Below are 24,746 nucleotides of genomic sequence, written 5' to 3' on the forward strand. Positions count from 1 at the left end.
GCTGAGGGCCGCAGCGATCACGTGCGGTTCTCGCACGGCGCGCTGCGAGAGCGGCGGCTGGGGCGTGGCGAATCCGGTCTGAGAAGGGAGGGTCGCTAGCGGCGACAACAGAGCTGGTTCACGAACACGCTTCCACTCTAGTCCCCCGGGCACGACGAAGGGGTGCGTCGACCGGATCGGTCGGCGCACCCCTTCGAGGTATCGCTAGTTGCTGCGCTGACCGAAGCGCGTGCGACGCGCGACCATCAGCAGGCCACCCGCGGCCAGGAGTAGCAGAACGCCGCCGCCCAGGAGCGGGGCGACCGGAGCGCCGGTGCTGGCCAGGCCCGCACCGGAGTTGCCGGCCGGAGCGCTGTTACCGCCACCGCCGGCAGCAGCCGTGATGGTGATGGTCGACGTGGAGCCGGTGCCGGTCGTGCCGTCGATCGTCTGCGCGGCCGTGATCGTCACGGTGCCGGCGGCGAGCGCGGACGTGAGCGGGATGGCCCAGGTTCCGTCGGCGACGGTCGTCGCTCCCGCGATCGATCCGTTGATCCAGATCGTCACGGTCGCGCCGTCGATGCCGGTGCCGGTGACCTGGGTCGGGCCGTTGCCGGCGTCGAACGTGGTGCCGTTCGCCGGGCTCGTGATCACCGGTGCGACCGGAACGACGCTGAAGGCGACCGTCACGCTCGGCGAGGTGGAGGCATCCGAGCGGTTCTGGACGGCCGACACCGAGTAGGAGCCGTAGTCGAGATCAACGTCGACGCTCCACGTGCCGTCGGAGCCGACCAGTGCGGTGTCTTCGACCGAGCCGGAGAGGGTCACCGTGGCGCCGGGCTCACCGGTTCCGAAGAGGGCGCTGATCGAGGTCTCGACCTTCTGGCCGTCGTACGGCGAGGTGATCGCGGGCGCCTTGAGCGGAGCCGGGACGACGTTCACGGAGAACGCGGTCGTGGGCGAGGTGTCGAACCCGCGCTCGGCGTGCACCGAGTACGAGAGGGCACCGGCCTGGCCGGGAGCCGGGAACGACCAGTTGCCGTCGCCGTCGATCGCCACGTCGAAGGTCGCGCCCTGGCTCGGGTCGACGACAAGAGTGGCGCCGGCGGGCCCGGTTCCGGTGATCGCGCCGCCGGTGTAGACGTCGCCGCCGTCGGCGGGCGAGGTCAGCACGGGAGCGTCGAGCTTCAGCGCCACGGTGTAGCCACCGGTCAGCGCGAGGCCGGCCTGCAGGTCGGCACCCCAGACGACGCCGTCGACCTCCGAGCCTCCGGAGACGAGGCCGACGGCCGTGTCACCCTGGATGATCGATCCGCCGGAGTCGCCCGGCTTCGAGGTCATCACGGTCATGAAGCCGTAGACCTGGCGGCCGCCGACGTTCGCCCAGCCGTCGACCGACTGCACGGTGCCGGAGGTGAACCCGGTGGTGCGGCCGCTCTTCGACACCGAGGCGCCGACCGAGGCCGTTCCGACCGAGCGCACAGGGAGCGTGGAGGCCGAGAGGTCCTCGCTCTGGGCGGTGGTCCAGTCGGTCACCTCCGGGAGGAGGGTGAGCGTGGGGTTGTCGATGTCGATGTCGATGGTCGAGATGTCGACGCTCGACTTGTCACCCGCGGTGCCGGTCGTGTTGCCCGGGCCGCCGTACTGGCTGAAGCCGAGCTGGCCGAGGGCCTGGGTGATCGTGACGTCGCCGTTCTCGGGGTCGCCGCCACCTGCCGGGTCACCCGTCGGGAGGGTGAGGTCGCTGACCACGTAGCTGTTGTCGTTCGTGCAGTGCCCGGCCGAGATCACGGCGGGGTCGCCGGTGGGGGTCCAGCCGGAGAATCCGACCGAGCAGAGGCCGGCCTCGATCGACGTGGGGGTCTCGCGCGCGAGGTAACCGGCGCCGCCCACCACGTCGTTGGCGTCATAGGCCTCGAGCGGCGCGCTCAGCACCTTGACGACCACGTTGCTCTTGAACTCGAGCAGCGACCGCGTCGACGCATCGTCGATCTGGTCGGCCGGAGTGGTGGTGTAGATCACGACGTTGCCGTCGCCGTCCTTCGCCACGGCCTGCACCTGGTCGTCGACGAGCACCGACTGCGCGTAGGCGTCGAATGCCGCACCGGATGCGGGAACGGTGGTGTCGTCATCGGCCGCGAACGCCGCCGAGCCGAATGCTCCGGTCATCCCCGCCACCGTGACCGTGCCGATCGCCAGATAGGCGAGTCTCTTCCATGTCTTCGTCATATGCCCCTAGTTCCTTGTGAATAGGCGGGGGCGAGCGCCACTGTGCTCCTTCGAACGGAGAAGGCTCCCCCAGCCGCGCCCGAGCCTATACAGGTCGCGCGACGACCGACATGGGGAGTTGGCCCTGGTGCATGGGGAGTTGCGTCATCCGTCGGACAGTGATCGTATGAGCACATGACCGGCCGCGCAGTCTTCGCCCTCCTGGCCGCTCTGACGATCGCCACTCTCTCGGGGTGTGCGAGCTCCGGTGCCGGCGGTTCCGGCGCGGGCGATTCGGGCGCTACCGGAGACTCCTCGGCCGGCGCCGCCGATCCGGTCGAGGGCAACTGGAGCACCCCCGAGGCCGAAGGGGCGTGGCTCACGCTCGATGGCGGATCGGTCACCGGGAGCGACGGGTGCAACCCGGTCAACGGCACCTACGACGTCAGCGGCGACGAGGTGACCTTCGATCTCGAGCTCACCACCCTCAAGGCGTGCCTCGGGGTGACGCTGTCGTTCGCGGGCCTCAGCACGGGCACCCTGGATGCCGACACCCTCACCCTCTACGACTCCCAGCGAACCGAGCTCGTCGCCCTGACAAAGGGGTAGCCCGCGCGGACGCGGCGCCAACGTCAGGCCGCGTCGCCGATCGAGATCACCCCGGATGCCTCGCGCGCCGACGCGATGGCGTCCACCGCCATGCGGCGCCGGTTGTCGAGCTGCTCCCCGATCCGCCGGGCGAGCGCGGGATTGCGGCGCACGGCCGCGTCGACCGCGTCGCGCGGAACCTTCAGGATGCGCACGGCCCGGCTCGCGGTGGCGTAGTAAGTCGTCGCCTGCCGCGTCAGCGAGGTCAGCCCCACCGATTCGCCGCGCTCCACGATGCCGAACTCGAGGCGCCCGTTGTCGTAGGGAGTGGTGAGCTGCAGCGCGCCGTCGAGCACGATCCGCAGACTGTCCGGCACGACGCCGATGCCCTGCACCTGCTCGCCCGCCCCCCACTGCTCGATGCGGCAGCTCGCTGCGATCTGGTCGAGGTAGTCCTCGTCGAGGCTGAACAGCGGGCCGACGAAGGAGAGCGCCTCCCGCACGTTCTCGGGGGTGTTCACCGGGTCGGTCGAGTCGCCGTCGAGGGCGAGGTCGTCGCGGCGGGCCGCGTACCAGAGCCAGGCGAGGAAGAGCGAGACGGCCTCCGACTCCACCGCCGGGCTCACCACGGGCAGGTCGACGGAGTAGGCGCCGTTGCCCGCGTAGCTGACGGCCGGTTTGTCGGCCGGGTCGAGCATCGGGAGGGTCGCCGCGACTGAGCGCAACAGGTTCGAGACCCGGTGCGGCGGATCATCCGTGGTGAACTTCACGGCCACCGTCGCGACGTAGGCGCCCGCCGGCTGGCTGAGGTTCGTGAACGAGGCGCCCGCGAGCGAGGAGTTCGGCACGATCTGGATGCCGTTCCCGGTGTCGATGTGCACCGCCCGCCAGTTCACCTCCACCACGCGTCCTCGGCCGGAGGGGGTGTCGAGGAAGTCGCCGAGTTTGAAGGGCTGCTCGAACAGCAGAAGCAGACCGGAGATCACCGATCCGACCGCGTTCTGCAGGGCGAGGCCGATGACGATGGAGGTCACGCCGAGAGCGGCGAAGAGTCCGCCGACATCCGCACCCCAGACCCAGGAGAACAGGATGGCGAGTCCGACCAGGATGAGCGCCAGCCGCGCCAGGTCGATGAAGATCGACGGCAAGCGCTTCTGCCAGCTGCCCTCGCTCGCGTTCGCGAACAGGGCCACGTTGAACGCCGAGAGCACGAGCAGGATGAGGAGGAACCCGAGCACCGTGCCGACCACGCGCACCCAGTTCAGATCGAACTGCTGGTCGGAGGCGAGGGTGAGCAACACGAACAGCGCGAACACCGGCACCACGAGGTTGCGCAGCAGGCGCACCGGCTTGGCCGCCGGGTTGCCGCGCCGCACCAGGGCCCCGTAGACCTCGGTGAGCACGACGAGCACGATCGGCAGCCCGATCGCGAGGCCCACCGCCCAGGGGAACCAGGCCTCTTTCCAGATCTCGGTCACGAGCGTCGCCCTCTCAGGAGATCTGCCACACCGCTTGCGGTGTGCCCTTGATGTCGATCGAGCCCACTTCGACCAGCCCGCTGGTGTCGGGCAGTCGGTCCCGCACCCGTTGGGTCACGAAGATGCCGGGCTTCCCGGCCAGTTCCTGGACGCGGTTGGCCACGTTCACCGCGTCGCCCCACATGTCGTAGGCGATGCTCGCCTTGCCGACCAGGCCGGAGGTCACCGTTCCACTGTCGATGCCGGCGCGGATCGAGATCGACGCGTCGTACTGCGCGTTGAACCGCTCCACGATGCGCGTCATCTGGATGGCGAAGTCGACGGTGCGCCGGGCGCTGTCGACGCGCGGCACGATCAGGCCACAGCTCGCCAGGTAGCCGGCCCGCAGGGTGCGCACCTTCTCCACGCCGGCCGCCGTCGCCGCGTCGTCGAACTGGCGCATCAGGTCGTTCAGGATACTCAGCTCCTGCTCCGAACTGAGCGACGCCGCGAACTCGTCGAAGCCCACGACGTCGGCGTAGATCACCGAGACGTCCTGGTGGTTCTCGGCGATGGTCTCCTCGCCCTCCTGGTAGCGACGGGCCACCTTCTCGGGCATCATGCTGAGCAGCAGGCGATCCGTCTCCGCCTTCTGCTCGTCGATGAGCTGCTGCTTCACCTGCAGGCTGCGACTCATGTCGTTGAACGCCACGGAGAGATCCCCGAACTCGTCGCGGGTCTTCGAGGTCACCTCCACCCCGAGGTCGCCGCCCGCCACCTGCCGCACGGCACCCACGAGGGTGCGCACCGGACGGGCGAAGACCTGCGCGAGCAGGAGCGAGAGCAGCGACACGATCACGATGATGGCCAGGATGGCGAGCGCCAGGTTGCGCGTGAACTCGTCGACCGGCGCGAACGCCTCCGCCGTGGTGATGCTCGACACGATCACCCATTGCACACCGTTGATGTCGACCGGGGCGTAGGCGTTCAACGTCTCCTGTCCCAGATAGTTCTGGGCGATCACCGTCCCCGTCTTGCCGCTGAGCGCCAGGTCGACGGGGATCGTGTCGACCTTCTGCAACTCCACGGTGCCGTTCACGTCCACCATTCGCTGCGCGAGGTCCGGTGAGGAGCCGCCCTCGACGGTGAGTTCCTCGAACGTCTCGGGGTCGTCGATCAGGAGCCGCGACACGGAGCGCATCGTGCGATCCGGCCCCACGAGATACGACTCGCCGGTCTCGCCGAGGCCGTCGGCCGACCACCCCTCCTGTCCGGTCATCACGTCATTGATCGAGGTGATCGGCAATTGGACGGCGAGTACGCCGTTCACCTGGCCGCCGTCGCCGATCGGTGACACGCCCCAGGCGGTGGGGACACCGAGCGAGGGCTGGTAGCGGTCGAAGTCCGTGACGGTCGCGTAGGCCACGGTGTTGGAGTTCAACGCGTCGGTGTAGGCGGTCGAGAGGTTCGAACCCTTGTAGGGCCCGTCGAGGATGTTCGTGCCGAGGTCGACGCCCTTGTAGACGGAGTAGACCACGTTGCCCTCGGTGTCGAGGATCAGCGCGTCGTCGTACTGGTAGCGAGTGGCCAGCTCGCGGAAGTACGGGTTGTACTTCGCGTCGACGGCCGACCAGGTGCTGCCGTCGCCCGCGTCGTCGACGAGCGCGGCGGCGTCATAGTCGCCGGCCGGCGGGGCGGTGTAGAAGTTCTGCAGGTACACCTCGGCGGCGGAGGTCGGCTCGAACACATCCGGCGCCGCCTGCTGCCCCGTGCGGGCCTCCAGGTCGGGGATGAACGAGTCGGCGTAGTACGAGTCGACCGCGGCCTGCTGCTCCGGATTTACCGGCTGCGTGTTGAGCTCGGCGAAGGCGGCGGCGAACTCCACCGCGGCCTGATTGCCCGTGGCTCCGCTCGAGTCGAGCACGAGTCCCGACTCGATGTTCGTGAACAGCGACTGGATGGCCAGCGTCTTCGCCTCGCGCACGCTCGTCAGCTGGTCGAAGGCCGCGTCGCGCAGGCTGTCGCGCCCTGACGCGTACCCGACGTAGCCCACCACGAGCGTCGAGCCGATGCTCACGCCGAGCAGCATGATCAGCAGTTTTGACTGGATGCCCAGGCCGCGACGGTTCGAACCGCTTTTGACCGTGGGCAGGTTGAGACGATTTCGCGCCATCGATGGGCCCCCGCACCTCTGTCGTCATCTCGACGATGACTCAGAAGGCAACTCTAACCACATCCGTCACGGGAACTGAAGCCCGCGTTCCGGTGCCAGGCTACGCGTTGGCGAGCTGCTGGGCGTAGAGGCCGGCGTAGGCGCCGTTCAGCGCCAGCAACTCGGAGTGCGTGCCCGACTCGACGATGCGCCCGGCCTCGACCACGAAGATCACGTCGGCGTTCACGATGGTGGAGAGGCGGTGGGCGATGGCGATGGTCGTGCGCCCGTGCGCAGCCTCGTCGAGCGCGTCCTGCACCACGCGCTCGGAGATCGAGTCGAGCGCGCTGGTGGCTTCGTCGAGGATGAGCACGGCGGGGTCTTTCAGGAGCACCCGCGCGATGGCGATGCGCTGCTTCTCGCCACCGGAGAGACGGTAGCCGCGCTCCCCCACGACGGTGTCGTAGCCGTCGGGGAAGCTCATGATCCGCTCGTGGATGTTCGCCCGGCGCGCCGCGTCGGCGAGCTCCTCACCGGTCGCCTCGGGCTTCGCGTACCGCAGGTTCTCGGCGATGGTGGCGTGGAAGAGGTAGGTCTCCTGGCTCACGATGCCGAGCCGGTCGATGAGCGACTGGTGCTGCAGCTCGCGCACGTCGACACCGTCGACCTTCACGGCGCCGGAGGTGGCCTCGTAGAGGCGCGGCACGAGATACGACACCGTGGTCTTGCCGGCGCCGGAGGGACCCACGAACGCCGCGAACTGCCCGGGCTGAACGGTGAACGACACGTCGTCGAGCGTCGGATGCTCCGGCTCGCCGTCGGGGTAGACGAAGCTCACGTGGTCGAACTCCACCCGGCCCGCGGTCGACGAGGCAGGCAACGTCACCGCATCCGGCTTGTCGGAGATGGAGGGCTTGAGGTCGAGGTACTCGAAGATGCGGGCGAAGAGCGCGCCGCTGGTCTGCAGGTCGAGACCCACGCGCATGAGGCCGAGCAACGGCCACATCAGCCGGGCCTGCACCGTGGTGAACGCCACGATCGTTCCGGCCGTGATGTCGACGCCGCCGTTGATGAGGTACCCCGACACGAGATAGACGATGGCCGGCACGATGGAGAGGAAGATCTGCACGATGGCGAAGAACCACTGGCCGCTCATCTGCTGGCGAACCTGGAGCCGGATCTGGTTGTCGTTCTCGTCGGAGTAGCGGGCCACCTCGGCGGCCTGCCGGTTGAAGCTCTTGGCGAGCAGGATGCCCGAGACGCTCAGCGTCTCCTGCGTGATGGCCGTCATGTCGGACAGCGATTCCTGCGTCTGCGCGGCGATGCGCGCCCGCACCTGGCCCACACGGCGCTGCACGAACACGAGCAGCGGCATCAGCACGATGGCCACCACCGTCAGCTGCCAGCTCAGCACGAGCATGGCGACGAGCGCGGCGATCACGGTCACCGTGTTGCCGAGCACGCTCGAGACGGTGTTGGTGAGCACGCTCGCCACGCCGCCCACGTCGTTCTGCAGGCGGGACTGGATGATGCCCGTCTTGGTGCGCGTGAAGAAGGCCAGTTCCATGCGCTGCAGGTGGCTGAACAGACGGATGCGCAGATCGCCCATCACACGGTTGCCCACCTTCGCGGTGAGATACGTCTGCCAGACGCCGAGCGCCGCCGACACGATCCAGATCAGCACCATGGCGCCGACCAGCTCGAGCAGCACCGGGATGTTCGGCTTGCCGCTCGGCGGGAAGAGCCCGAGGTCGAAGGCCTGCTGGGTGAGCAGCGGCGGGATGACGGTCAGGCCGGCCGTGATGAGCACGAGGATGCCCGTGGTGATGAGCGCCGCCCGGTACGGCAGGAACAGTGTCGAGATGCGCTGGAAGAGGTGCGGGATCTTCGGTGCCGCCGCATTCGCTGCCCGCTGCGCCCGGGCGTCTCCGCCGGAGATCCGGCCGCCACCGCCACCACCCGCGCGGGCCGCGCCACCGGCAGCGGCGACCGCACTCATCCGACCGCCGCCTGCTCCACTCACAGGCCCACCATACGCCCGGGCACCGACGTCGCCGGCCGGCTTCGCCGACGGCGGAACCGGGGCGTCAGGCTCGACCGACCACGCCCGCCAGACCGTCGAGGATCATCTGCCAGTTGCCCGAGGAATGCGCGGCGGCCTCCGCGTCGGCGTTGTTGTCCTGCTCCACCGAGACGCGGGTGCCGCCGTCCGTCTGCTCGATAAGGTACGTGACCGTCTGGTAGTTCTCGGGCGCATCCGCTTTGCCGCTCGAGGGGCTGAAGAAGCTCGTCACGAGCCGGTGCGGTTCGTCGACCTCGAGCACCTCGCCCTTGTCCTCGTAGGCCTTGCCCTCCCACTCGCCCGAGTAGGTGATGGGGCTGCCGACCCGCCAGTCGCTCGTGACGGTGGTGCCGAAGAAGTACTGCTTCACGATGGCCGGATCGGTGAGCGCCTGCCACACCTGTTCGGGCGCGGCATCCACCACCGTGCTCGCGCGGGAGATCGTGTCGTCACTGTCGTCGCTCATGATCGTTCCTTCCGTCACCACCATCCTGATCCCGCCGGCACCGCGCCGCTTGAACGAACGCGACACGGCGGACTCGCTCGCCGACATGGTCGCCGAATCCACGGCCCGAACGCAACAATGACATCACACGATGCTCAGGGAGGTGACCGGGTGGCGACCACCGACGCACACCGATCGCCGGGCGGCGATTTTCGGGCCACGGAGCTCGAGACCGCTCGGATCGCGCTCCGTGCCGGCACAGGGGTCGTGGTCACCGGTCCACCCGGTTCCGGCCGGAGCACGTTGGTCGCCGCCGTGGTGGAACGGCTCGACGCCTCATCTCGCGAACGCCTTTGGGTCGGCGACGACATACGCCACTTCGACGACGAGAGTGCGACGCGATTCGCCAAGGCCGTGACGAGTGGCGAGATCGTGCCCCTCGTGACCTCGGTTTCCCCTCGTCCTTTTCCCGAACCGATCAGCAGGTTGTGGCAGAGCGGCGCCGTCATGCGCGTTGAACTGCGTCCCGTGGCGGCGAATGTCCTCCTACATCTGGCTGAGACGTTTCTCGGCGGTGGTCTCGACCCGGCCGCTGTGGCCGCCTTCGTTCCCCCTCGTGGCGGCTCCGATCTCGCAGCTCTACGACTCGCCCTCCTCGAGGCCGAACACAGCGGAGCTCTCCGGCGCCATGACGGTCTCTGGACTCTGGTCTCCGACCCTCCGCCGAGTGCCATCCTCCGACGGCTGCTCCAATCGCGTTCCGGTTCGGGAGAATGCTCGACACTGACCTCGACGCTTCTCGATCTCGTCGCTCTCACTCCCGAGATCTCGGTGAACTCCCTGATCGAGATCGCCGCTCGTCTGCACCTCGGAGTCGATGCGGACGCCGAACTCGAGCGGCTCGAGGACATCGGCGTGTTCGACGTACTCGAAGCGCCCGGCAAACCGCACGTGCGGTTCCGCGACGGACTGATCGAGCTCCTTCTGCAACAGACCGTGGGTGCCCTCCGCCGGCGGCGCTTGATCATGGCGACGGTAGCCGTACTCGACGGCATCGCCCCCGCCGAGCTGGTGCCGGGCGAGCTCGTGGCGTATGCCCGCCACAGGACGACGCTCGAACTCGCCCTCGAAGCAGAGACGCTGACCAGAGCCGCGACCACCTCGTTACGCTACCCCGACGCCCTCCTCTCATTGCGATTGGCCGAGGCGGCGGTCGAGCAGGACGGCGGGTTCGACGCAGAGATGGCACTGGCGGCCGCCGAGGCGCAACTCGGGAGGTCCGACGAGGCGCTCACCCGACTCCGTCGCCTTCTGGCCGAATCCGAGGGAGACGCACACTTCGGCGAAGCGCTGGCGGCGCTCACCCACCATGTGCTCGTCCGGGCCTCCGACCCGGAGGTCTTGGCGTCGCTCGAGCCCAGCGCCGGTGCCACATCCGCCCTGCCGAACATCCGGCTCGATGCCCTCAAGGGCCTCATGCTCTTCACTCTCGGCGATGCAATCGGCGCAGCGCGGCTCGTCGAACCCGCGCTCGCGGAGCTCGCCGACGAGGAACTCGGGCAGGCTCAGCTCGTCATGGCCAACGCTGCGTTCCTCACCGGGCGGCTGGGACTGGCCAGCAGCTCCCTCGATGCTGCAGAGGCCGCGATGGGCAGGACCGGGGCTGATGCCTCGACCGTGCATGTCCTGCGAGCCAACGTCAACGTCTTCCGTGGCCGCATCTCGGAGTCACTGGCCGTGGTGGAACAGTTCCGCAATGCCGCTGAGGCGTTCGGGCGTCCGGCTGCTCAGGCGCTCTGCGGTTGGGCTATCGGAACGGTTCTCGTGTTCGCCGGCCGCGCCCGCGAGGCCGTCGCGGAGCTTGAGCCGGCGATAGAGATGATGGAGCAACTCGGCCTCACCGGCGCCGTCAGCCGAACAGCTCGAACCGATCTGGCAACGGCTCTCGCCTTGGCGGGCCGCCCTCGGGAAGCCTCTGACATCCTGGACGCCACTCCTTCGCCGCCTCCCGGCATCGGGGTCGGCAAACTGCTCCACGCCGAAGGCTGGATCGCGGCGGCATCCGGACATCGTGACGAAGCGGCGTCGAGCTTCTTCCGATCTGCGGACACGTATGCCGCTCAGGGTCTCGATCTGGCCAGCCTGAACGTGCTCGCCGATGCCGCCCGCGTGGGTGCGGCCACTGCGGCCCTGCCGAGGATCAACGCGCTGGCCGATGTCGTCGAGGGCGAGCATGCCGAACTGATGGTGAGACTCTCCCGCGCACTGGCGCACGCCGAGGACACCGCCTCGCGTGCTCGCACGGACGCTGAGGTCCTGGGCGACGAGTTCGACAGAATCGGCGAAGCCGCGACCGTCCTCGAAGTCAACATGATCAGCGCCGAAGCATTCGCGCACGCGGCACTGCTGCACGCCGCCGCCGGCGCCCCTCGCAAGGCGGCTGCTTCGCTGAGACGTCGAGGCGACCAGACGCTCGCGTGCGGGCTCGATCACCTCCCGTTGGCCATCGACGTGGAGATCGAGCATCTCTCCGACCGGGAGGCCGAGATCGCGGAGCTGGCCGCCGGCGGCCTGTCCAACCGAGCGATAGCCGAGCAGTTGGTGGTTTCGGTGCGCACCGTGGAGACCCACCTGCAGCGCGTCTACAGGAAGCTCGGCGTCCGGGCCCGATCCGAGCTGTCCACCTCGTGGCCCCGGTCGCACGACTGACGCCTCCGAACGGGGAGGACGGACGCCATTCCGGACCGGCTTCTCCTTTCCCGGGCCGGAGTGACGTCCGTCGCTCTCCGCGGATCAGCCCTTCGTCGAGCCCGCCAGGAGGCCGCGCACGAAGAAGCGCTGCAGGGCGAAGAACACGATCAGCGGAACCACGATGGCCACGAACGCGCCGGCCGTGAGCAGGTACCAGTCCTGACCGCGCGAACCGGTGATCTCGGCCAGCAGCTTGGTGATCGGAGCCACCGAGCCGTCGGCGAAGATGAGCGCCACCAGCAGGTCGTTCCACACCCAGAGGAACTGGAAGATCGCGAAGGAGGCCAGCGCCGGCATGGTGAGCGGCAGGATGATACGGAAGAAGATCTGCCCGTGCCCGGCACCGTCGACGCGCGCTGCCTCGATCACCTCACGCGGGATCTCCGACACGAAGTTGTGGAGCAGGAAGATCGCCAGCGGCAGAGCGAAGATCGAGTGCGCGATCCACACCTGCGAGAACGTGCCCGACGAGGGGATGCCCGAGAAGATCCAGTCGTCACCCACCGCGACGCCGCGGGAGAAGAGCGACAGCAACGGCACGAGGGCCATCTGGATCGGCACGATCTGCAGGGCGAATACCCCGATGAACAACCAGTCCTTGCCCTTGAAGTCGATCCACGCGAACGCGTATGCCGCGAGCGAGGCGATGACCAGCGGGATGAGCGTGGCCGGGATCGTGATCGCGATCGAGTTGACGAACGACGAGGCGATGGTGACCTGGGAGTTGCCCGCCTGCAGCACGTCGGCGTAGTTGTCGAGCGTGAAGCCCCAGTTGCTGAAGATGGTCCACCAACCGGTGGTCTGGATGTCGGTGCGCTCACGGAACGACGAGATGAACAGGCCGAAGGTGGGAATCGTCCACAGGATGGCGATGACGAGTGCGGCGATGGTGGCCCCGCGGCTGGTGAGGCGGCGCTTGGTGCGCTTGACCGCGGTCTCCTCGCGCTCGATCGCGCGCTCTCCTCCGCGGAGCTGGCCTCGGGTCTCGGGATCGACCGGCAGGTCGATCGGCTGGACGGCGCTCATCGGATCTCCCTCTGCTTCTTGATCTGGCGGGCGTTGTAGATGACGATCGGCATCACCAGGATGAACAGGATCACGGCGAAGGCCGCAGACCGCCCGTATTCGAAGTTCTTGAACTGGGTGTACATCTCGTTCGCGAGCACGCTCGTGTCGTTCGCACCGGCGGTCATCGTGCGCACGATGTCGAAGACCTTCAGCGACGCGATGGAGATGGTGGTGATCACCACGATCAGCGACGAGCGGATGCCCGGAACCGTCACGTTGATGAATCGCTGCCAGGCGTTGGTGCCGTCCAGCTCGGCCGCTTCCAGCTGCTCGGTCGGCACGCCCTTGATGGCGGCGGAGAGGACGACCATGGCGAATCCGGTCTGGATCCAGATCAGCACCACGATCAGGAAGAAGGTGTTCCACGGCGAGCCGGCCAGCCACTGCTGGGGCTGGCCGCCGAGCCACACCACCACCTGGTTGAGCAGACCGATCTGGTTCTGGTCTTCGGGCCGGTAGGTGTACACGAACCGCCAGATGATCGAGGCGCCCACGAAGGAGATGGCCATCGGCATGAAGACGAGGATCTTGAAGAACTTCTCACCGCGGCTCTTGTCGATGAAGACCGCGTACGCCAGACCGAAGATGGTGGAGAGCGTCGGCACCACCAGCACCCAGATGATGGTGTTGAGGATGACCCGCAGGTTCTGCGGGCTGGTCAGCACCCAGGCGAAGTTGTCGAAGCCGACGAAGTTGCCGCGGCTGGAGAAGAACGAGTCGATGGTGGTCTTGATGGTGGGGTAGATGAGACCCACCAGCAACAGGATGATGGCCGGGGCCAGGAATCCGAACAGCTGGAAGAGGTAGCCCGCGCCCTGCTTGGAGCGGCGATCGAGCCAGAAGAACAGGAGGCCGAGGGCGGCGGCGATGAGGGCCGCCCACCAGACCGAGCCGATCAGCACGAACGCCAGGAACGGGGCGATGATGCAGACGGCGAGACGGATGATCGTGTACTTGCGACCGGAGCGGGGTGCGATCTCGATGAAGAACAGGATCAGCGCCACCACCACCGCGAAGGCGAGGACGACGATGGGGATCTGGGCGATCGGTGGCAGTCCCCCGACCCAGAGCAGGAACTCTGACATGACAACCTTTCGAGTGCGACAGTGAACTCAGTGCAGGCTCGGCGCGCCTTGGCGCCGTGCAGACACCGTACCGGTACACCGAGGCCGCCCGAAAGAGTCATTCGGGCGGCCTCGACGTAGAGGGTGGTGCGTTACTCGGTGGGCCAGCCCGCTTCGATCTGCGTCAGCACCTCGTCTTGGGGTGTGCCGTTGATCCAGTCGACCATGCCCTTCCAGAAGGTTCCGGCGCCGACGGCACCGGGCATCAGGTCGGAGGCGTCGAAGCGGAACGTGGTGTCAGGGTCCTGCAGGATCTGGATGGCCTGCTGCAGGATCGGGCTCTTCGCGTTCGCGGGGTCGAGCCCCTTGTTCGCGGAGATGACACCGCCGAGGGACACTCGGCTGTTCGCCCACTCGGGGCTCGAGAGGTACTCCTGCACCTTGACGGTGTCGGCGTCGTTCGAGAACGCTCCCACGATCTCGCCACCACCGGTGACAGCGGTTTCACCCTCGGTGACCGGCGGGGTCACGAAGGCCCAGATCTGGTCGTCGGGGCCGACCGTGGCTCCGGCGTCGGTGAGGAAGCCGTCGAAGAACGAGGCCTGGTGGGTGAGCGAGCAGGTGCCCTGCGCCATGGCGGTGGCCACGTCGCCGAACTCGGTGCTGTTGATCGACTTCACGTCGCCGTAGCCCGCGTTCACGTAGTTCGGGTCGAGCAGGATGTCGCCCACCGAGTCGAAGGCCTCGGAGATCTGCGGGTCGGTGAACTTCACCTCGTTCTTCACCCACTGGTCGTAGACGTCGGGGCCGGACTGACGCAGCACCAGGTCTTCGACCCAGTCGGTGCCCGGCCAGCCGGTGGCGTCGCCCGAGCCGAAGCCGGCGCACCAGGGCTGCTTGCCCAGGGTGGACTGCATCTTGGCGGTCAGGTCGAGCATCTCCTGATAGGTCTTCGGGACCTCCCAGCCGTTGTCGGCGAACTGCTTCGGCGAGTACCAGACGAAGCCCTTGACGCTCGCCATCAGCGGGGCGCCGTAGAACTTGTCGTCGACCGTGCCGTAGGCCTTCCAGTCACTCGACCAGTACTCGTCGGCGTTCTTCTCGACGCCTTCCGGCGCCTCCTTGAGGAAGCCGCGCGACGCGAGGTCGGCGAGCAGGCCCGGCTGCGGGAAGATGGCGAGGTCGGGCGGGTTTCCACCCTGGGCCCGGATGCCGATCTGCGACTCGAACTCCTTCGACGATTCGTACTGGATGTCGATGTTGTTCTCTTTCTCCCAGTCCGCCCAGGACTGTTCGAGAAGCTCTGCCTCGGTGTCGGCGATCGTGCCGTAGACGGTGACGATGCCATCGGCTTCGCCCGCGTCTCCCGCGTTGCCTCCGCCCGCTCCGCCGGAACAGCCGACGAGTGCGAGGCCGAGGCCCGCCGCGATTGCGATGGGTGCTGTGACCCGGCGGTGCAAGGTAGCCCGCATTTCTCCTCCTCATTGAGTAGACGTGACGCGGGTCGATCGACCCGGGTCACCGCCGATCCGATGATCGACTAGGTGGACGCGCCCCCGTTGTGGTGCCATCGGCGGCTCGTGTAGGGAAACCTTTCCATATCTCCCAGCAAATCACAACCCGCGTGTGGTCCGAGACGAGAGTGTAACGATTTGGTTGCAGAGAGCGCTCTCACCACCAACACTCCGTGGTGCGTCTTCTGGAACGATTTCCACATCCTCCCCGGCCAGGGACTAGGATTCTGGAAGCGTTTGCAGACGAGGAGGTCGAGCGTGTCGGGGATCGAAGACGTGGCGAACCTGGCGGGGGTTTCCAAGGCCACCGTGTCGCGCGCGCTGAGCGGGCGCGGCTACGTCTCGAGCGACACCCGAACGCGTGTGGCCCAGGCCGCGGCCAGCCTCGGCTACGTGGTGTCCTCCAGCGCGTCGAGCCTCGTGACCGGCCGCACCAACAACGTGGGCGTCATCATCCCGGTGATCAACCAGTGGTTCTTCGGAAGCATCATCGAGGGCGTCGAGCGCGCGCTGCTCGACCGCGGCTACGACCTGATGCTGTACAACCTCACCAAGTCACACGAGGAGCGAACCCGCGTGTTCGAGTACTTCCTGGTGCGCAAGCGCGTCGACGCGGTGATCGCGGTGACCCTCGAGATCACACCCGAGGAGACCACGCAGCTGCTCGCCCTCGGCAAGCCGATCGCCGGCATCGGCGGTCCGCTCGAGGGCATCCCGACCCTCAGCATCGACGATGTCGCGGCCGCGCGCCTCGCCACCGAGCACCTGCTGCTGCTCGGTCACCGGGACATCATGCACATCGGCGGCGACATCGACGAGCAGATGGACTTCCACGTGCACTCCAAGCGCCTGAAGGGCTATATGGAGGCGCTCACCGCGGCCGGCATCCCCTACGACCAGGATTCCTACGTGGCGACCCGCTTCGACATCCCCAGCGCCTACCGGGTGGGCAAGCAGATCCTGGGCGACCCCCGGCGCCGCCCCACCGCGATCTTCGCCGCGGCCGACGAGGTGGCCATCGGCGTCATCCTCGCCGCCCGGGAACTCGGCATCTCCGTGCCCGACGACCTCTCCGTGATCGGCATCGACAACCATCCCTTGGCCGAGATGTTCGGGCTCACCTCCATCGAGCAGCGGCCCGACCTGCAGGGCGAGCAGGTGGTGGATTGGGTGATCCGCCAGCTCGAGGAGCCCGGCTGGACCCCGCCGAAGCGTCACACGGTGCTGCCGGCCACCCTCATCATGCGTTCGTCGACGGCGCGGCCCCGCCCGAGAACCGGCTGAGGTCGGGGATCACGAAGTCACCATCGACACGCTCGATCGGCAACTCGGCCACGACAGCGGCGCCATCGGTGGGGATGGGCCCGTGGATGTGCGGGAAGCCGGGCGTCTCCTCGGTGACCTCGAGGCCCGCCGCGGTCAGCGCGTCCGTGTCGAGGACCACGAGCAGAAGCGCGAAGCGGATGTCGGAATAGAACTCGTCGAGCACTCCCCGCACACCGTCGAGGACCACCGCGTGGATGAACCCCGCCTCGTCGAGGCTGACCCCGCGGGTGGAGACCTCGTACTCCCCGAGGTTGCGGGCCGATTCCCAGTCGTCGACGATGGCCACGTGGGCGATCAGGGTCATCCGAGCCTCCTTCACTGACACTCCAGGATAACGACGGATGCCCCGAGCCAGTGGCCCGGGGCATCCGTGTGAAGGAGAAGAAGACTACTTCAGGGTGACGGTGGCGCCAGCCTCTTCGAGCTGAGCCTTGGCCTTGTCAGCGGCCTCCTTGGTCGCGCCTTCCAGCACGGCCTTGGGGGCGCCATCGACGAGAGCCTTCGCCTCACCGAGGCCGAGGCTGGTGAGGGCGCGCACCTCCTTGATGACCTGGATCTTCTTCTCGCCGGCCGACTCGAGGATGACGTCGAAAGCGGTCTGCTCCTCGACCTCCTCAGCAGCGGCGCCGCCCGCAGCAGCGGGACCGGCAACGGCGACGGGGGCAGCCGCGGTGACCTCGAAGGTCTCCTCGAATGCCTTGACGAACTCGCTCAGCTCGATGAGCGTGAGCTCCTTGAACGCGTCGAGCAGTTCCTCGGTGGAAAGCTTTGCCATGATGTTCTCCTTGTTTGGTAGTTAGATCAACCGCTCACGAAGCCGAAGCTCAGGAAGCGGACTCCTGCTTCTCACGCAGCGCATCGACCGTGCGAACGGCCTTCGACAGCGGGGCGTTGAAGAGATATGCGGCACCGAAGAGCGAAGCCTTGAAGGCACCGGCGAGCTTCGCCAGGAGGACTTCACGGGATTCGAGATCGGCGAGCTTGGTGACCTCGGCGGCGGAGAGAGGGTTACCGTCGAAGTAACCGCCCTTCACGACCAGCAGAGGGTTTGCCTTGGCAAAGTCACGCAGCGACTTGGCGACGGCCACGGGGTCTCCGTGGACGAAGGCGATCGCGGACGGACCGGCGAGCTCGTCGTCGAACGACGAGATGCCGGCGTTGTTCGCCGCGATCTTGGTCAGCGTGTTCTTTACCACGGCGTATGACGCGTGCTCACGGATGGAACCGCGCAGCTGCTTGAGCTGCGCGACCGAGAGACCGCGATACTCGGTCAGCAGAACGGCGGTCGAGCTCTGGAAAAGTTCCGTGAGCTCGGCAACCGAGGCTTCCTTGTTCGCCATGGCGCTCCTAGTAGTAGTCAGATTCAGCCGGGACGGCCGCTGTACCTACGTTCAGATAGGCAGTGCTCATACGAAAAAAGCTCCGGCACAGGGCCGGAGCGAAGAGAAGCAGCAGAACTGCTCGAACTTACTTCGTGCACCTGCGCGGGTCTTCGTTCTCACGAGACTTCGATCGATGCACTGCTTACGCGCACACCGATGACCAGCGGTCTTTGGCTCCGTACAGAATAGGCGACCCGCGCATCCAGTGCAAATCGGATGCGCGGGTCGCCTGAAAAGGGATCTTCCTTATTCGTCTCCGGCGATCCACCGCGCCATGCGGGCGAGGTCGGTGTCATCGGATTCGATGCCGGCGTCGGCGAAGCGCTGACGCAGGAGGACGACGAGTTCGGGCTCGGAGGCATCCGGCGCGTCGGCCTTCACCTGCGCCATGATGCCCTCGGCCTTCTCGACCACGGTGGCGTCGTCGCTGCCGACCATGATGGGTTCGCTCTGCTCGTCGTCGGGCATGGGGGTCAGACCCTCCGGTTGCCCGAGATGGCTCGCACGATGAAGACGATCACCGCGAAGACCAGCAGGATCAGGCCGATCCAGAGCAGGAAGTTGAGAGTCGAGACGAAGCCGCCTGTGAACAAGAGGATCACGGCGATGACGGCGATGACGATCAGCAGGATGTTCATGGAGGTGTTCCATACCTTTCGGGACTCGGGCTTGTGACCCTCGGCCAAAAACGGCCTGCTCTTGACCGTACCCCGATCCCGTCGGAAACGGACTCGGCGATGTTCTCGGCTCGAGATGAGTAGAAATTGCTCAGCGAGATCCGGCGGCTGACGGCCGGACACTGGACGCGATGTCGTCCGCAGCCCCACCGAGAGCGCTCCAGCCGGTGCTGACGACGCTCGTCGGATTGTGGGCGCTGCTCCAGGCGTTCGGCAATCTCGCGGCGGCGAACGTCAACGCCGACGAGCCCGGCTATGTCGCAGCGGGCTGGGCGTACGTGCACGGGGACTTCAGCGCGAACGTCGAACATCCGCCCACCGCGAAGCTCCTGATCGGGGTCGCGCAGGTGATTTTCGGCCAGGGCGTGGTCTCGGCACGCGTCGCCACCGGGCTGTGTGCGATCGCCGGGGGCATCCTTCTATACGCCTGGCTGCGACCGGAAGTCGGCTGGGTGGGCGCTCTCTGCGGTGCCGGGGCCTGGCTCCTGCTGCCGCACGGCGTCACGAGCGGCGTGCGGATCGACCGCTTCGGGCTGCTCGACCCGTTCATGGTCGTGTTCGCCATCGCGGCCTTCGCCGCCGGATGGCGCTGGTTCCGCCGGCGGTCGTGGGGGTGGCTCTGCGTCTCCGCGGTGTGCATGGGTCTGTCGGTCACCTCGAAGGTGCCGTCGGCGGTCATGATCCCCGCGATCATCCTGTCGCCGCTGCTGGAACGGCCCACGCGCCCGGTGGCCGGCCACCTGCGCACGGTGCTCGTGAGCGCGCTCGTCTACTCGACGATCGTGGCGGCAGTGGTGATCGTCGTCTACCTGCCGGCCGGTCTCGTGCACTCGCTCGGAGAGATGATCCGGTTCCAGCTCGCACACGACGAAGCGGGGCACCTCGTGGTCGTGGGCGGGGTCGCGACGACTCACCCACCCTGGTGGGCGAATCTGCTGTTCTCGGTCGAGGGGATGGGTCTCCCAGCCGCGGCCGTGCTCGCGGTGGGTGCGGTGGCGGCGTTCGTCGGCGCCGACCGTGCGCTCCCGACACTTCTGGTGGGCGCGGTGCTCCTCGAGTGGATCTTCCAGTTCACGGTGTCGTCGGTGGCGCTGCCGCACTACTACTACGACTGGGTCTGGCTCTTCTGCGCGCTGTTCGGAGTGGGAACCGCGGCCCTCCTCCGGATCGGATGCCGCGACGGACCGGCGGGTGGCGGCCGCACCGTCGCGCGGGCGCTGGTCGCCGCATCCGTCGTCGTCGCCCTGGGAGCCGCGGCGTGGACGACGGTCGCGATCGCGAACGAACGCGCCCGGGACATGGCCCTCGTGCTGCCGACGCTCGACCGTCTCGGGGTGGGGTCGGGAGGCATCCTCGTGGCCGGGATGGCGGAGTGGGAGTACCAGCCCTACCTCGACGGGCGCGAGGTCACGACGCCCGGCACCCCCGGTGTCGTCGCGGTCGCCACCAAGGATTCGCTGCGGTTCCCGATCGATCCGGCCGTTCGCGCCCTGATCGACGCCCCCGGTTCCCGGTTCCGGCGTCTCGAGCTCGACGACGTCACGCTCTACGTCAACGAGGACGCGGAGGTCAGCCCTGCGAGGTCTCGACCGTCGGGGTCGCCTGGAGCGGGATCGCCACGGTGAACACCGTCTCGCCCGGCTTGCTCCGCACGCTGACGCTGCCACCGTGCGCGTCCACCACGGCCTCGACGATGGCGAGACCGAGGCCGGTGCTGCCCGCATGCCGCGAACGCGAGGCGTCACCCCGCACGAACCGCTGGAACAGGGTCGGCAGCAACTCGGGAGCGATGCCCGGCCCGTCATCGGCCACCGTGACGAGGGCGACGGATGCCTCCTCCCGCACGTCCTCGGTCACGCTCACCCGCACCGTGGTGCCCGCCGGCGTGTGCACGCGGGCGTTCGCGAGCAGGTTGGTGAACACCTGGTGGAGGCGGTGGGCGTCTCCGGCCACCAGCACCGGCTCCTCGGGCAGGTCGAGGTCCCAGACGTGGTCGGGTCCGGCGACATGGGCGTCGCTCACGGCGTCGACCAGCACGATCGAGAGGTCCACCTCCGTCAGCGCGAGTTCGGGTTTCGCATCGAGGCGGGCGAGCAGCAGCAGGTCTTCCACCAGGGTCGTCATCCGGGTCGCTTCCGACTCGATGCGCCCGAGCGAGTGCGCGACCTCGTCGGGCAGGTCAGGAGCGGTGCGGCGGGTGAGCTCGGCGTAGCCGCGGATCGAGGCGAGGGGCGTGCGGAGTTCGTGACTCGCATCCGCCACGAACTGGCGCACCTTGTTCTCGCTGCGCTGGCGGGAGGTGAGGGCGCTCGCGACGTGTTCGAGCATCCGGTTGAAGGCGAGGCCGACCCGGCCGACCTCCGAACGCGGGTCGGTGTCGGAGGCCGGCACTCGCTCGGCCAGAGCGACGTCGCCGCGGTCGAGCGGGAGCTCGGCCACGCGGGTCGCGGTGGCGGTGACGCGGTCGAGCGGACGCAGGGCGAGGCGGATGAGGAGCAGCCCGGCGACGCCGGCGAGCGCCATGGCCCCGGCGGTGACGAGCACGATGACGATCACGAGCTGCGACACGGTGCCGTTGACGTCGGCGAGCGGCAGCCCGGTCACCACGATGTCACCGGCCGAGGTGACGGTGCGCCCCTCCACCCGGTAGGCGCCGAGGCCGTCGATGGTGACGCTCACGGGGTCGGGCCGCGCGAGCGTCACCGCCCCGCCGTCGGCCGGAGCGGTGACGGCGTTGCCCGAGCCGGCCACGCTGTCGAGGGCGGCGAGCTGAGCCGTGGTGAGCTGCTGCAACTGTCCGGCGTCGTCGAGGACGTAGCCGTTCGTGGCGACCCCGCCCGAGACCACGGCGACCACGGTGCCGGCCGCTTGACCGAGTGTGATGCCCGGCTGCGGCCCGGCGGACTGCGCCTGGGTCGTGAGCGAGAACACGGTGCGGTCGGATGCCTCCTGCACCTGCGAGTCGAGCCGGTCGAGCAGGAAGCCGTTGAGGGCGATGGTGCTGACGACGCCGATCACGAGGCCCGCCAGAGCGATCAACCCCAGCACGCTCAGGATCAGCGTGCGACGGATGGTCACAGCGCGGGCTTCAGCATGTAGCCCGCGCCGCGGACCGTGTGGATCATCGCGGGCCGGCCCGCATCCACCTTCTTGCGCAGGTAAGAGATGTAGATCTCGACCACGCTCGACTTGCCGCCGAAGTCGTAGCTCCACACGCGGTCGAGGATCTGCGCCTTGCTCAGCACGCGGCGCGGGTTGCGCATCAGGTACCGCAACAACTCGAACTCGGTGGCGGTGAGTTCGATCGGCTCGCCGTCACGGAAGACCTCGTGGCTGTCCTCATTCAGCTCCAGGTCGCCGACCGTGACCACGGGGTCGTCGGCGTCGGCCACGACGAGGGTGGAGCGGCGGATGAGGCCGCGCAACCGCGCGACCAGCTCTTCGAGACTGAACGGCTTGGTGACGTAGTCGTCGCCGCCCGCGGTGAGGCCCGCGATCCGGTCGTCGAGCGCATCCTTCGCGGTGAGGAAGAGCACGGGGGTCTCGTGGCCGTCGGCGCGCACCCGATTCAGCACCTGCAGTCCGTCGATGTCGGGCAGCATCACATCGAGCACGATGACGTCGGGGCGGAACTCCCGGGCGATCGTGATGGCCTGGCGGCCCTCGCTCGCCGTCTTGACCTCCCAGCCCTCGTAGCGCAGGGCCATCGACAGCAGATCGGTGAGCGTGTTCTCGTCGTCGACGACGAGGGCGCGCACCGGCGAACCGTCGGCCCGGCGGAGCTTCGGCTGCTTGGCGGAGGCGGCAGAACTGCCGGAGATGAGAGATCGGTCGATGGTCACAGTTCCAGTATTGATAGTTCGCTATGAGAAAGCTATGAGCCGTCATTACGCCGCCTGTGAATCGCTCCTCCTGACCCGCCGGGTCCGGAGCGCGCGATGTCCGGGGCGGGAGGGAGAATGGAGCGGTGATCGATCTCATGCTCTCCTTTCCCTGGGAGACCGGCGACGAGGTCGCGCCGGAGCCGACGCCGCCCGAGCACCTCAGGCGCGTCGTCGCGCAGTCGACCGATCGTGTCGCGTGGCTGCGTGCCCGGAGCCGGGGCGTGACAGCCACGGATGTCGCCCGGCTCGCTAGCGACCAGGCGATCGCGACGGTGGCGTGGGAGAAGCTCAACGGCACCGGGTTCAGCGGCAACGCCTTCACCGATCACGGGCGGGCACGCGAGCCGGAGATCGCGGACTGGGTGCGGCGGGAACACGCGATCGATCCGAGTTTCGCGCTCTTCCACGCGTCGCGCGACCGACGGCACCTCGCCACGCCCGACGGCATCCGAGTGGTCGGCGACGGCACGCTCGAGCTCGCGGAGATCAAGACCACCTCGAAGCCGTGGTCGCGCATCCCCCGCAGCTACCTCCGCCAGGTCTGGTGGCAGCAGTACGTGCTCGGGGCGGAGCGCACCCTCGTGGTGTGGGAGCAGCACCGCGACTTCGTGCCCGTCGACGTGGAGCCGCGCTGCCAGTGGGTCGATCGCGACGAGTCGCAGATCGAGCTTCTCGTGCGCCGAGCCGACCGGATGCTCGCCTGGATGCGTGGAGAGCGGCATCCGGCGTGACCGCCCTCCTGCTGCACGGGCTCGGGGGCGATCGCGAGCAGGCCCTGTCGTTGTTCGCCCCGATCGTGCCGCCCGGCACGCAGGTACTGGCACCCGACGCGCGCGGGCACGGTGAGCGTGACGAGACCGGTCCACCGGCGTCGTTCGCGCTCGACGCTCTTGCTGACGACATCGCCGCCCGGGTAGCCGCCGCGCGCGACGCCGACGACCGTTCCACCGAGCCCGTCACCGTCATCGGCATCTCGATGGGGGCGGCCATCGCCCTGCGGCTGGCGCTTCGGAAGCTCCTCCCGATCGATCGCGTCGTCTTCGCGCGGCCGTCGTTCACCGATCAACCCCTCCCGCACAATCTGCGCGCCTTTCCCGTGATCGGCGAACTGCTCGCCGACCGCGGCGCGACCGAGGGCGAGAAGGCGTTCCTGCAGACGGCGCTCTATGCCGACACCCACGCCGAGTCGCGCCTGGGGGCGGCCGGACTGCTGCAGCAGTTCCGCAGCCCGCGGGCGGTCGAGCGTGCGACACGCCTGATCGAGATCCCGCGATCAGCGGCCTTCGGTCCCGGCGACGACCTCGCGTCCATCGACCTGCCCCTGGCCATCGCCTGGGCTCCGCTCGACCCCGTGCATCCGGTGTCGGTGGCCGAACTCTGGATGGACGAGCTCAGCGGCGCCACGAGCATCCCGGTGCCGGCACGCGACGACGGCTACTCGGAATACGTCGCGGCCATGCGCGGCGGCGTCGCGGCCTGGCTCGGCTGGACCTGACGCGGGAAGACGGCCACGCCACGGCCCACCGAGACGGCCAGGAACGCGGCGAGCCCCACCAGCCAGAGCAACGCGATCGTGGTGGCGACCAGCTCGAGCACACCACCCACCTGAGTGCCGATCCGGAACAGCGACAGCAGCCCGCCGACGCCCGCGATGACGGCCACGGCGATGGCCGAGACCAGCGAGAAGCGGGCCAGGGCCCGGAAGCTCCGGTCGGCAGCCACCTGGAGCATCACGAACGCGGCCCCGGCGAACCCGAGTACGGCGCACGAGGTGTGGATGAGGTCCTGCCAGGTGAACGCCGAACCCACCGGGAGCGGGCAGCCAACCGTGCAGGTGACCTGCGAGGCGATGCCGAAGGCGATCGCCGAGCCGGCGAGGACGGCGGCGGGAGGAACGACGGCGAGCCACCGCACCCGGGGGTGCAGCTGGGGTGCGGCGAGTGCGACGAGCATCGCCGCCACCGCCACCAGCACGAGTCCCCAGCGGAACACCTCCGCCGTGGGCTCCCCCGTCGCGCCGAGTTCGCTCACGTACAGGAAGCGGGCGGCGGCGATCCGGGCCACCCAGATGAGCGCGAGCCCCGTCGCGCCGAGGAGCGCCGCGACCCAGAGCATCGACGAGCGAACCACCGCGGGTAGCCGCAGGCTCGGCGCCCGACGGGCTGGACTCATGGATCGGGTCTCTCTCG

Annotated in this window: 23 protein-coding genes; 7 read left to right on the top strand and 16 right to left on the bottom strand. The window is 68.2% G+C overall.

Annotated features, from left to right (window positions below; translation table 11 throughout):
- Positions 1-204: 204 nt before the first annotated feature.
- The gene (locus ACFJGU_RS04035) at positions 205-2,208 is read right to left on the bottom strand and encodes a hypothetical protein (protein ID WP_382307867.1); all 2,004 of its coding nucleotides are present in this window, start codon (positions 2,206-2,208) and stop codon (positions 205-207) included.
- Positions 2,209-2,382: 174 nt separating this feature from the next.
- Here ACFJGU_RS04035 and ACFJGU_RS04040 point away from each other — a divergent pair, with 174 nt between their 5' ends.
- Positions 2,383-2,796 (top strand): META domain-containing protein, encoded by a 414-nt coding sequence (locus ACFJGU_RS04040; RefSeq protein ID WP_382307869.1) that lies wholly within the window; start codon positions 2,383-2,385, stop codon positions 2,794-2,796.
- A 23-nt stretch (positions 2,797-2,819) separates the two neighbouring features.
- On the opposite strand, the gene ACFJGU_RS04045 is transcribed toward ACFJGU_RS04040, so the two are convergent.
- The 4 genes from ACFJGU_RS04045 to ACFJGU_RS04060 form a co-directional block, all read right to left on the bottom strand.
- Positions 2,820-4,253: a mechanosensitive ion channel domain-containing protein gene (locus ACFJGU_RS04045; protein ID WP_382307871.1), complete on the bottom strand. Its 1,434-nt coding sequence runs from the start codon at positions 4,251-4,253 to the stop codon at positions 2,820-2,822.
- Between the two features lie 13 nt (positions 4,254-4,266).
- The gene (locus ACFJGU_RS04050) at positions 4,267-6,405 is read right to left on the bottom strand and encodes an adenylate/guanylate cyclase domain-containing protein (RefSeq protein ID WP_382307873.1); all 2,139 of its coding nucleotides are present in this window, start codon (positions 6,403-6,405) and stop codon (positions 4,267-4,269) included.
- A 100-nt stretch (positions 6,406-6,505) separates the two neighbouring features.
- The gene (locus ACFJGU_RS04055) at positions 6,506-8,383 is read right to left on the bottom strand and encodes an ABC transporter ATP-binding protein (RefSeq protein ID WP_382307875.1); all 1,878 of its coding nucleotides are present in this window, start codon (positions 8,381-8,383) and stop codon (positions 6,506-6,508) included.
- Positions 8,384-8,471: 88 nt separating this feature from the next.
- Entirely contained in the window at positions 8,472-8,912 is a 441-nt protein-coding gene (locus tag ACFJGU_RS04060) for an SRPBCC domain-containing protein (RefSeq protein WP_382307877.1), read from the bottom strand.
- On the opposite strand from ACFJGU_RS04060, the gene ACFJGU_RS04065 reads away from it, so the two are divergent.
- Together ACFJGU_RS04065 and ACFJGU_RS04070 are read left to right on the top strand one after the other, a co-directional pair.
- The gene (locus tag ACFJGU_RS04065) at positions 8,911-9,033 is read left to right on the top strand and encodes a hypothetical protein (protein WP_382307879.1); all 123 of its coding nucleotides are present in this window, start codon (positions 8,911-8,913) and stop codon (positions 9,031-9,033) included. The two genes, ACFJGU_RS04060 and ACFJGU_RS04065, sit on opposite strands and share 2 nt — an antisense overlap.
- Before the next feature lie 29 nt (positions 9,034-9,062).
- Positions 9,063-11,600 (top strand): LuxR C-terminal-related transcriptional regulator, encoded by a 2,538-nt coding sequence (locus ACFJGU_RS04070; protein WP_382307881.1) that lies wholly within the window; start codon positions 9,063-9,065, stop codon positions 11,598-11,600.
- A gap of 84 nt (positions 11,601-11,684) precedes the next feature.
- On the opposite strand, the gene ACFJGU_RS04075 is transcribed toward ACFJGU_RS04070, so the two are convergent.
- The 3 genes from ACFJGU_RS04075 to ACFJGU_RS04085 all read right to left on the bottom strand — a co-directional run bounded on the left by ACFJGU_RS04075 (position 11,685) and on the right by ACFJGU_RS04085 (position 15,246).
- On the bottom strand, positions 11,685-12,668 hold the full coding sequence (locus ACFJGU_RS04075) for a carbohydrate ABC transporter permease (protein ID WP_382307883.1): 984 nt from the start codon (positions 12,666-12,668) through the stop codon (positions 11,685-11,687).
- Complete coding sequence (locus ACFJGU_RS04080; RefSeq protein ID WP_382307885.1) at positions 12,665-13,795, bottom strand: carbohydrate ABC transporter permease; 1,131 nt, start codon at positions 13,793-13,795, stop codon at positions 12,665-12,667. The genes ACFJGU_RS04075 and ACFJGU_RS04080 overlap by 4 nt, the downstream gene beginning before the upstream one ends.
- 131 nt (positions 13,796-13,926) lie before the next feature.
- Positions 13,927-15,246, bottom strand: a complete 1,320-nt coding sequence (locus tag ACFJGU_RS04085; RefSeq protein ID WP_382307887.1) for an ABC transporter substrate-binding protein — start codon at positions 15,244-15,246, stop codon at positions 13,927-13,929.
- Positions 15,247-15,546: 300 nt separating this feature from the next.
- Between ACFJGU_RS04085 and ACFJGU_RS04090 the strand changes: the two genes are divergently transcribed.
- The gene (locus tag ACFJGU_RS04090) at positions 15,547-16,572 is read left to right on the top strand and encodes a LacI family DNA-binding transcriptional regulator (protein WP_382307889.1); all 1,026 of its coding nucleotides are present in this window, start codon (positions 15,547-15,549) and stop codon (positions 16,570-16,572) included.
- Here ACFJGU_RS04090 and ACFJGU_RS04095 read toward each other — a convergent pair.
- From ACFJGU_RS04095 to ACFJGU_RS04115, 5 genes are all read right to left on the bottom strand, one after another.
- Positions 16,529-16,918 carry a DUF952 domain-containing protein gene (locus ACFJGU_RS04095; RefSeq protein WP_382307891.1) on the bottom strand — a complete coding sequence of 130 codons (390 nt, stop codon included), beginning with the start codon at positions 16,916-16,918 and terminating at the stop codon, positions 16,529-16,531. The two genes, ACFJGU_RS04090 and ACFJGU_RS04095, sit on opposite strands and share 44 nt — an antisense overlap.
- Positions 16,919-17,002: 84 nt before the next feature.
- A complete protein-coding gene (gene rplL, locus ACFJGU_RS04100) occupies positions 17,003-17,389 on the bottom strand; it encodes a 50S ribosomal protein L7/L12 (RefSeq protein WP_382307893.1) in 387 nt (128 codons plus the stop codon).
- Positions 17,390-17,438: 49 nt separating this feature from the next.
- Positions 17,439-17,954 carry a 50S ribosomal protein L10 gene (gene rplJ, locus ACFJGU_RS04105; protein WP_092557637.1) on the bottom strand — a complete coding sequence of 172 codons (516 nt, stop codon included), beginning with the start codon at positions 17,952-17,954 and terminating at the stop codon, positions 17,439-17,441.
- A gap of 288 nt (positions 17,955-18,242) precedes the next feature.
- Positions 18,243-18,464, bottom strand: coding sequence for a hypothetical protein (locus ACFJGU_RS04110; protein WP_382307895.1), 222 nt, complete (start codon positions 18,462-18,464; stop codon positions 18,243-18,245).
- 5 nt (positions 18,465-18,469) lie between these two features.
- Positions 18,470-18,634: a DUF2207 domain-containing protein gene (locus ACFJGU_RS04115; protein WP_139256824.1), complete on the bottom strand. Its 165-nt coding sequence runs from the start codon at positions 18,632-18,634 to the stop codon at positions 18,470-18,472.
- A 170-nt stretch (positions 18,635-18,804) separates the two neighbouring features.
- Here ACFJGU_RS04115 and ACFJGU_RS04120 point away from each other — a divergent pair, with 170 nt between their 5' ends.
- Positions 18,805-20,298, top strand: coding sequence for an ArnT family glycosyltransferase (locus ACFJGU_RS04120; protein WP_382307898.1), 1,494 nt, complete (start codon positions 18,805-18,807; stop codon positions 20,296-20,298).
- Here the strand turns inward: ACFJGU_RS04120 and ACFJGU_RS04125 are convergent.
- Both ACFJGU_RS04125 and ACFJGU_RS04130 read right to left on the bottom strand, forming a co-directional pair.
- Entirely contained in the window at positions 20,243-21,751 is a 1,509-nt protein-coding gene (locus ACFJGU_RS04125; RefSeq protein ID WP_382307900.1) for a sensor histidine kinase, read from the bottom strand. The two genes, ACFJGU_RS04120 and ACFJGU_RS04125, sit on opposite strands and share 56 nt — an antisense overlap.
- The gene (locus tag ACFJGU_RS04130; protein ID WP_382307902.1) at positions 21,748-22,515 is read right to left on the bottom strand and encodes a response regulator transcription factor; all 768 of its coding nucleotides are present in this window, start codon (positions 22,513-22,515) and stop codon (positions 21,748-21,750) included. The genes ACFJGU_RS04125 and ACFJGU_RS04130 overlap by 4 nt, the downstream gene beginning before the upstream one ends.
- Before the next feature lie 137 nt (positions 22,516-22,652).
- On the opposite strand from ACFJGU_RS04130, the gene ACFJGU_RS04135 reads away from it, so the two are divergent.
- Both ACFJGU_RS04135 and ACFJGU_RS04140 read left to right on the top strand, forming a co-directional pair.
- On the top strand, positions 22,653-23,288 hold the full coding sequence (locus ACFJGU_RS04135; RefSeq protein WP_382310260.1) for a YqaJ viral recombinase family protein: 636 nt from the start codon (positions 22,653-22,655) through the stop codon (positions 23,286-23,288).
- On the top strand, positions 23,285-24,052 hold the full coding sequence (locus ACFJGU_RS04140; protein WP_382307904.1) for an alpha/beta fold hydrolase: 768 nt from the start codon (positions 23,285-23,287) through the stop codon (positions 24,050-24,052). Before ACFJGU_RS04135 ends, ACFJGU_RS04140 begins: the two co-directional genes overlap by 4 nt.
- On the opposite strand, the gene ACFJGU_RS04145 is transcribed toward ACFJGU_RS04140, so the two are convergent.
- Positions 23,992-24,729 (bottom strand): DUF998 domain-containing protein, encoded by a 738-nt coding sequence (locus ACFJGU_RS04145; RefSeq protein WP_382307906.1) that lies wholly within the window; start codon positions 24,727-24,729, stop codon positions 23,992-23,994. The two genes, ACFJGU_RS04140 and ACFJGU_RS04145, sit on opposite strands and share 61 nt — an antisense overlap.
- Between the last annotated feature and the right edge of the window lie 17 nt (positions 24,730-24,746).

Source organism: Herbiconiux sp. UC225_62, assembly GCF_042694625.1.
Lineage (GTDB): Bacteria > Actinomycetota > Actinomycetes > Actinomycetales > Microbacteriaceae > Herbiconiux.

Coding starts and splice junctions, on each gene's coding strand:
- ACFJGU_RS04080 (WP_382307885.1), bottom strand. CDS start 13,795: ATGTCAGAGTTCCTGCTCTGGGTCGGGGGACTGCCACCGATCGCCCAG.
- ACFJGU_RS04145 (WP_382307906.1), bottom strand. CDS start 24,729: ATGAGTCCAGCCCGTCGGGCGCCGAGCCTGCGGCTACCCGCGGTGGTT.
- ACFJGU_RS04135 (WP_382310260.1), top strand. CDS start 22,653: ATGCTCTCCTTTCCCTGGGAGACCGGCGACGAGGTCGCGCCGGAGCCG.
- ACFJGU_RS04085 (WP_382307887.1), bottom strand. CDS start 15,246: ATGCGGGCTACCTTGCACCGCCGGGTCACAGCACCCATCGCAATCGCG.
- ACFJGU_RS04120 (WP_382307898.1), top strand. CDS start 18,805: ATGTCGTCCGCAGCCCCACCGAGAGCGCTCCAGCCGGTGCTGACGACG.
- ACFJGU_RS04110 (WP_382307895.1), bottom strand. CDS start 18,464: ATGCCCGACGACGAGCAGAGCGAACCCATCATGGTCGGCAGCGACGAC.
- rplJ (WP_092557637.1), bottom strand. CDS start 17,954: ATGGCGAACAAGGAAGCCTCGGTTGCCGAGCTCACGGAACTTTTCCAG.
- ACFJGU_RS04040 (WP_382307869.1), top strand. CDS start 2,383: ATGACCGGCCGCGCAGTCTTCGCCCTCCTGGCCGCTCTGACGATCGCC.
- ACFJGU_RS04060 (WP_382307877.1), bottom strand. CDS start 8,912: ATGAGCGACGACAGTGACGACACGATCTCCCGCGCGAGCACGGTGGTG.
- ACFJGU_RS04055 (WP_382307875.1), bottom strand. CDS start 8,383: ATGAGTGCGGTCGCCGCTGCCGGTGGCGCGGCCCGCGCGGGTGGTGGC.
- ACFJGU_RS04065 (WP_382307879.1), top strand. CDS start 8,911: ATGATCGTTCCTTCCGTCACCACCATCCTGATCCCGCCGGCACCGCGC.
- ACFJGU_RS04050 (WP_382307873.1), bottom strand. CDS start 6,405: ATGGCGCGAAATCGTCTCAACCTGCCCACGGTCAAAAGCGGTTCGAAC.
- ACFJGU_RS04075 (WP_382307883.1), bottom strand. CDS start 12,668: ATGAGCGCCGTCCAGCCGATCGACCTGCCGGTCGATCCCGAGACCCGA.
- ACFJGU_RS04115 (WP_139256824.1), bottom strand. CDS start 18,634: ATGAACATCCTGCTGATCGTCATCGCCGTCATCGCCGTGATCCTCTTG.
- ACFJGU_RS04035 (WP_382307867.1), bottom strand. CDS start 2,208: ATGACGAAGACATGGAAGAGACTCGCCTATCTGGCGATCGGCACGGTC.
- ACFJGU_RS04095 (WP_382307891.1), bottom strand. CDS start 16,918: ATGACCCTGATCGCCCACGTGGCCATCGTCGACGACTGGGAATCGGCC.
- rplL (WP_382307893.1), bottom strand. CDS start 17,389: ATGGCAAAGCTTTCCACCGAGGAACTGCTCGACGCGTTCAAGGAGCTC.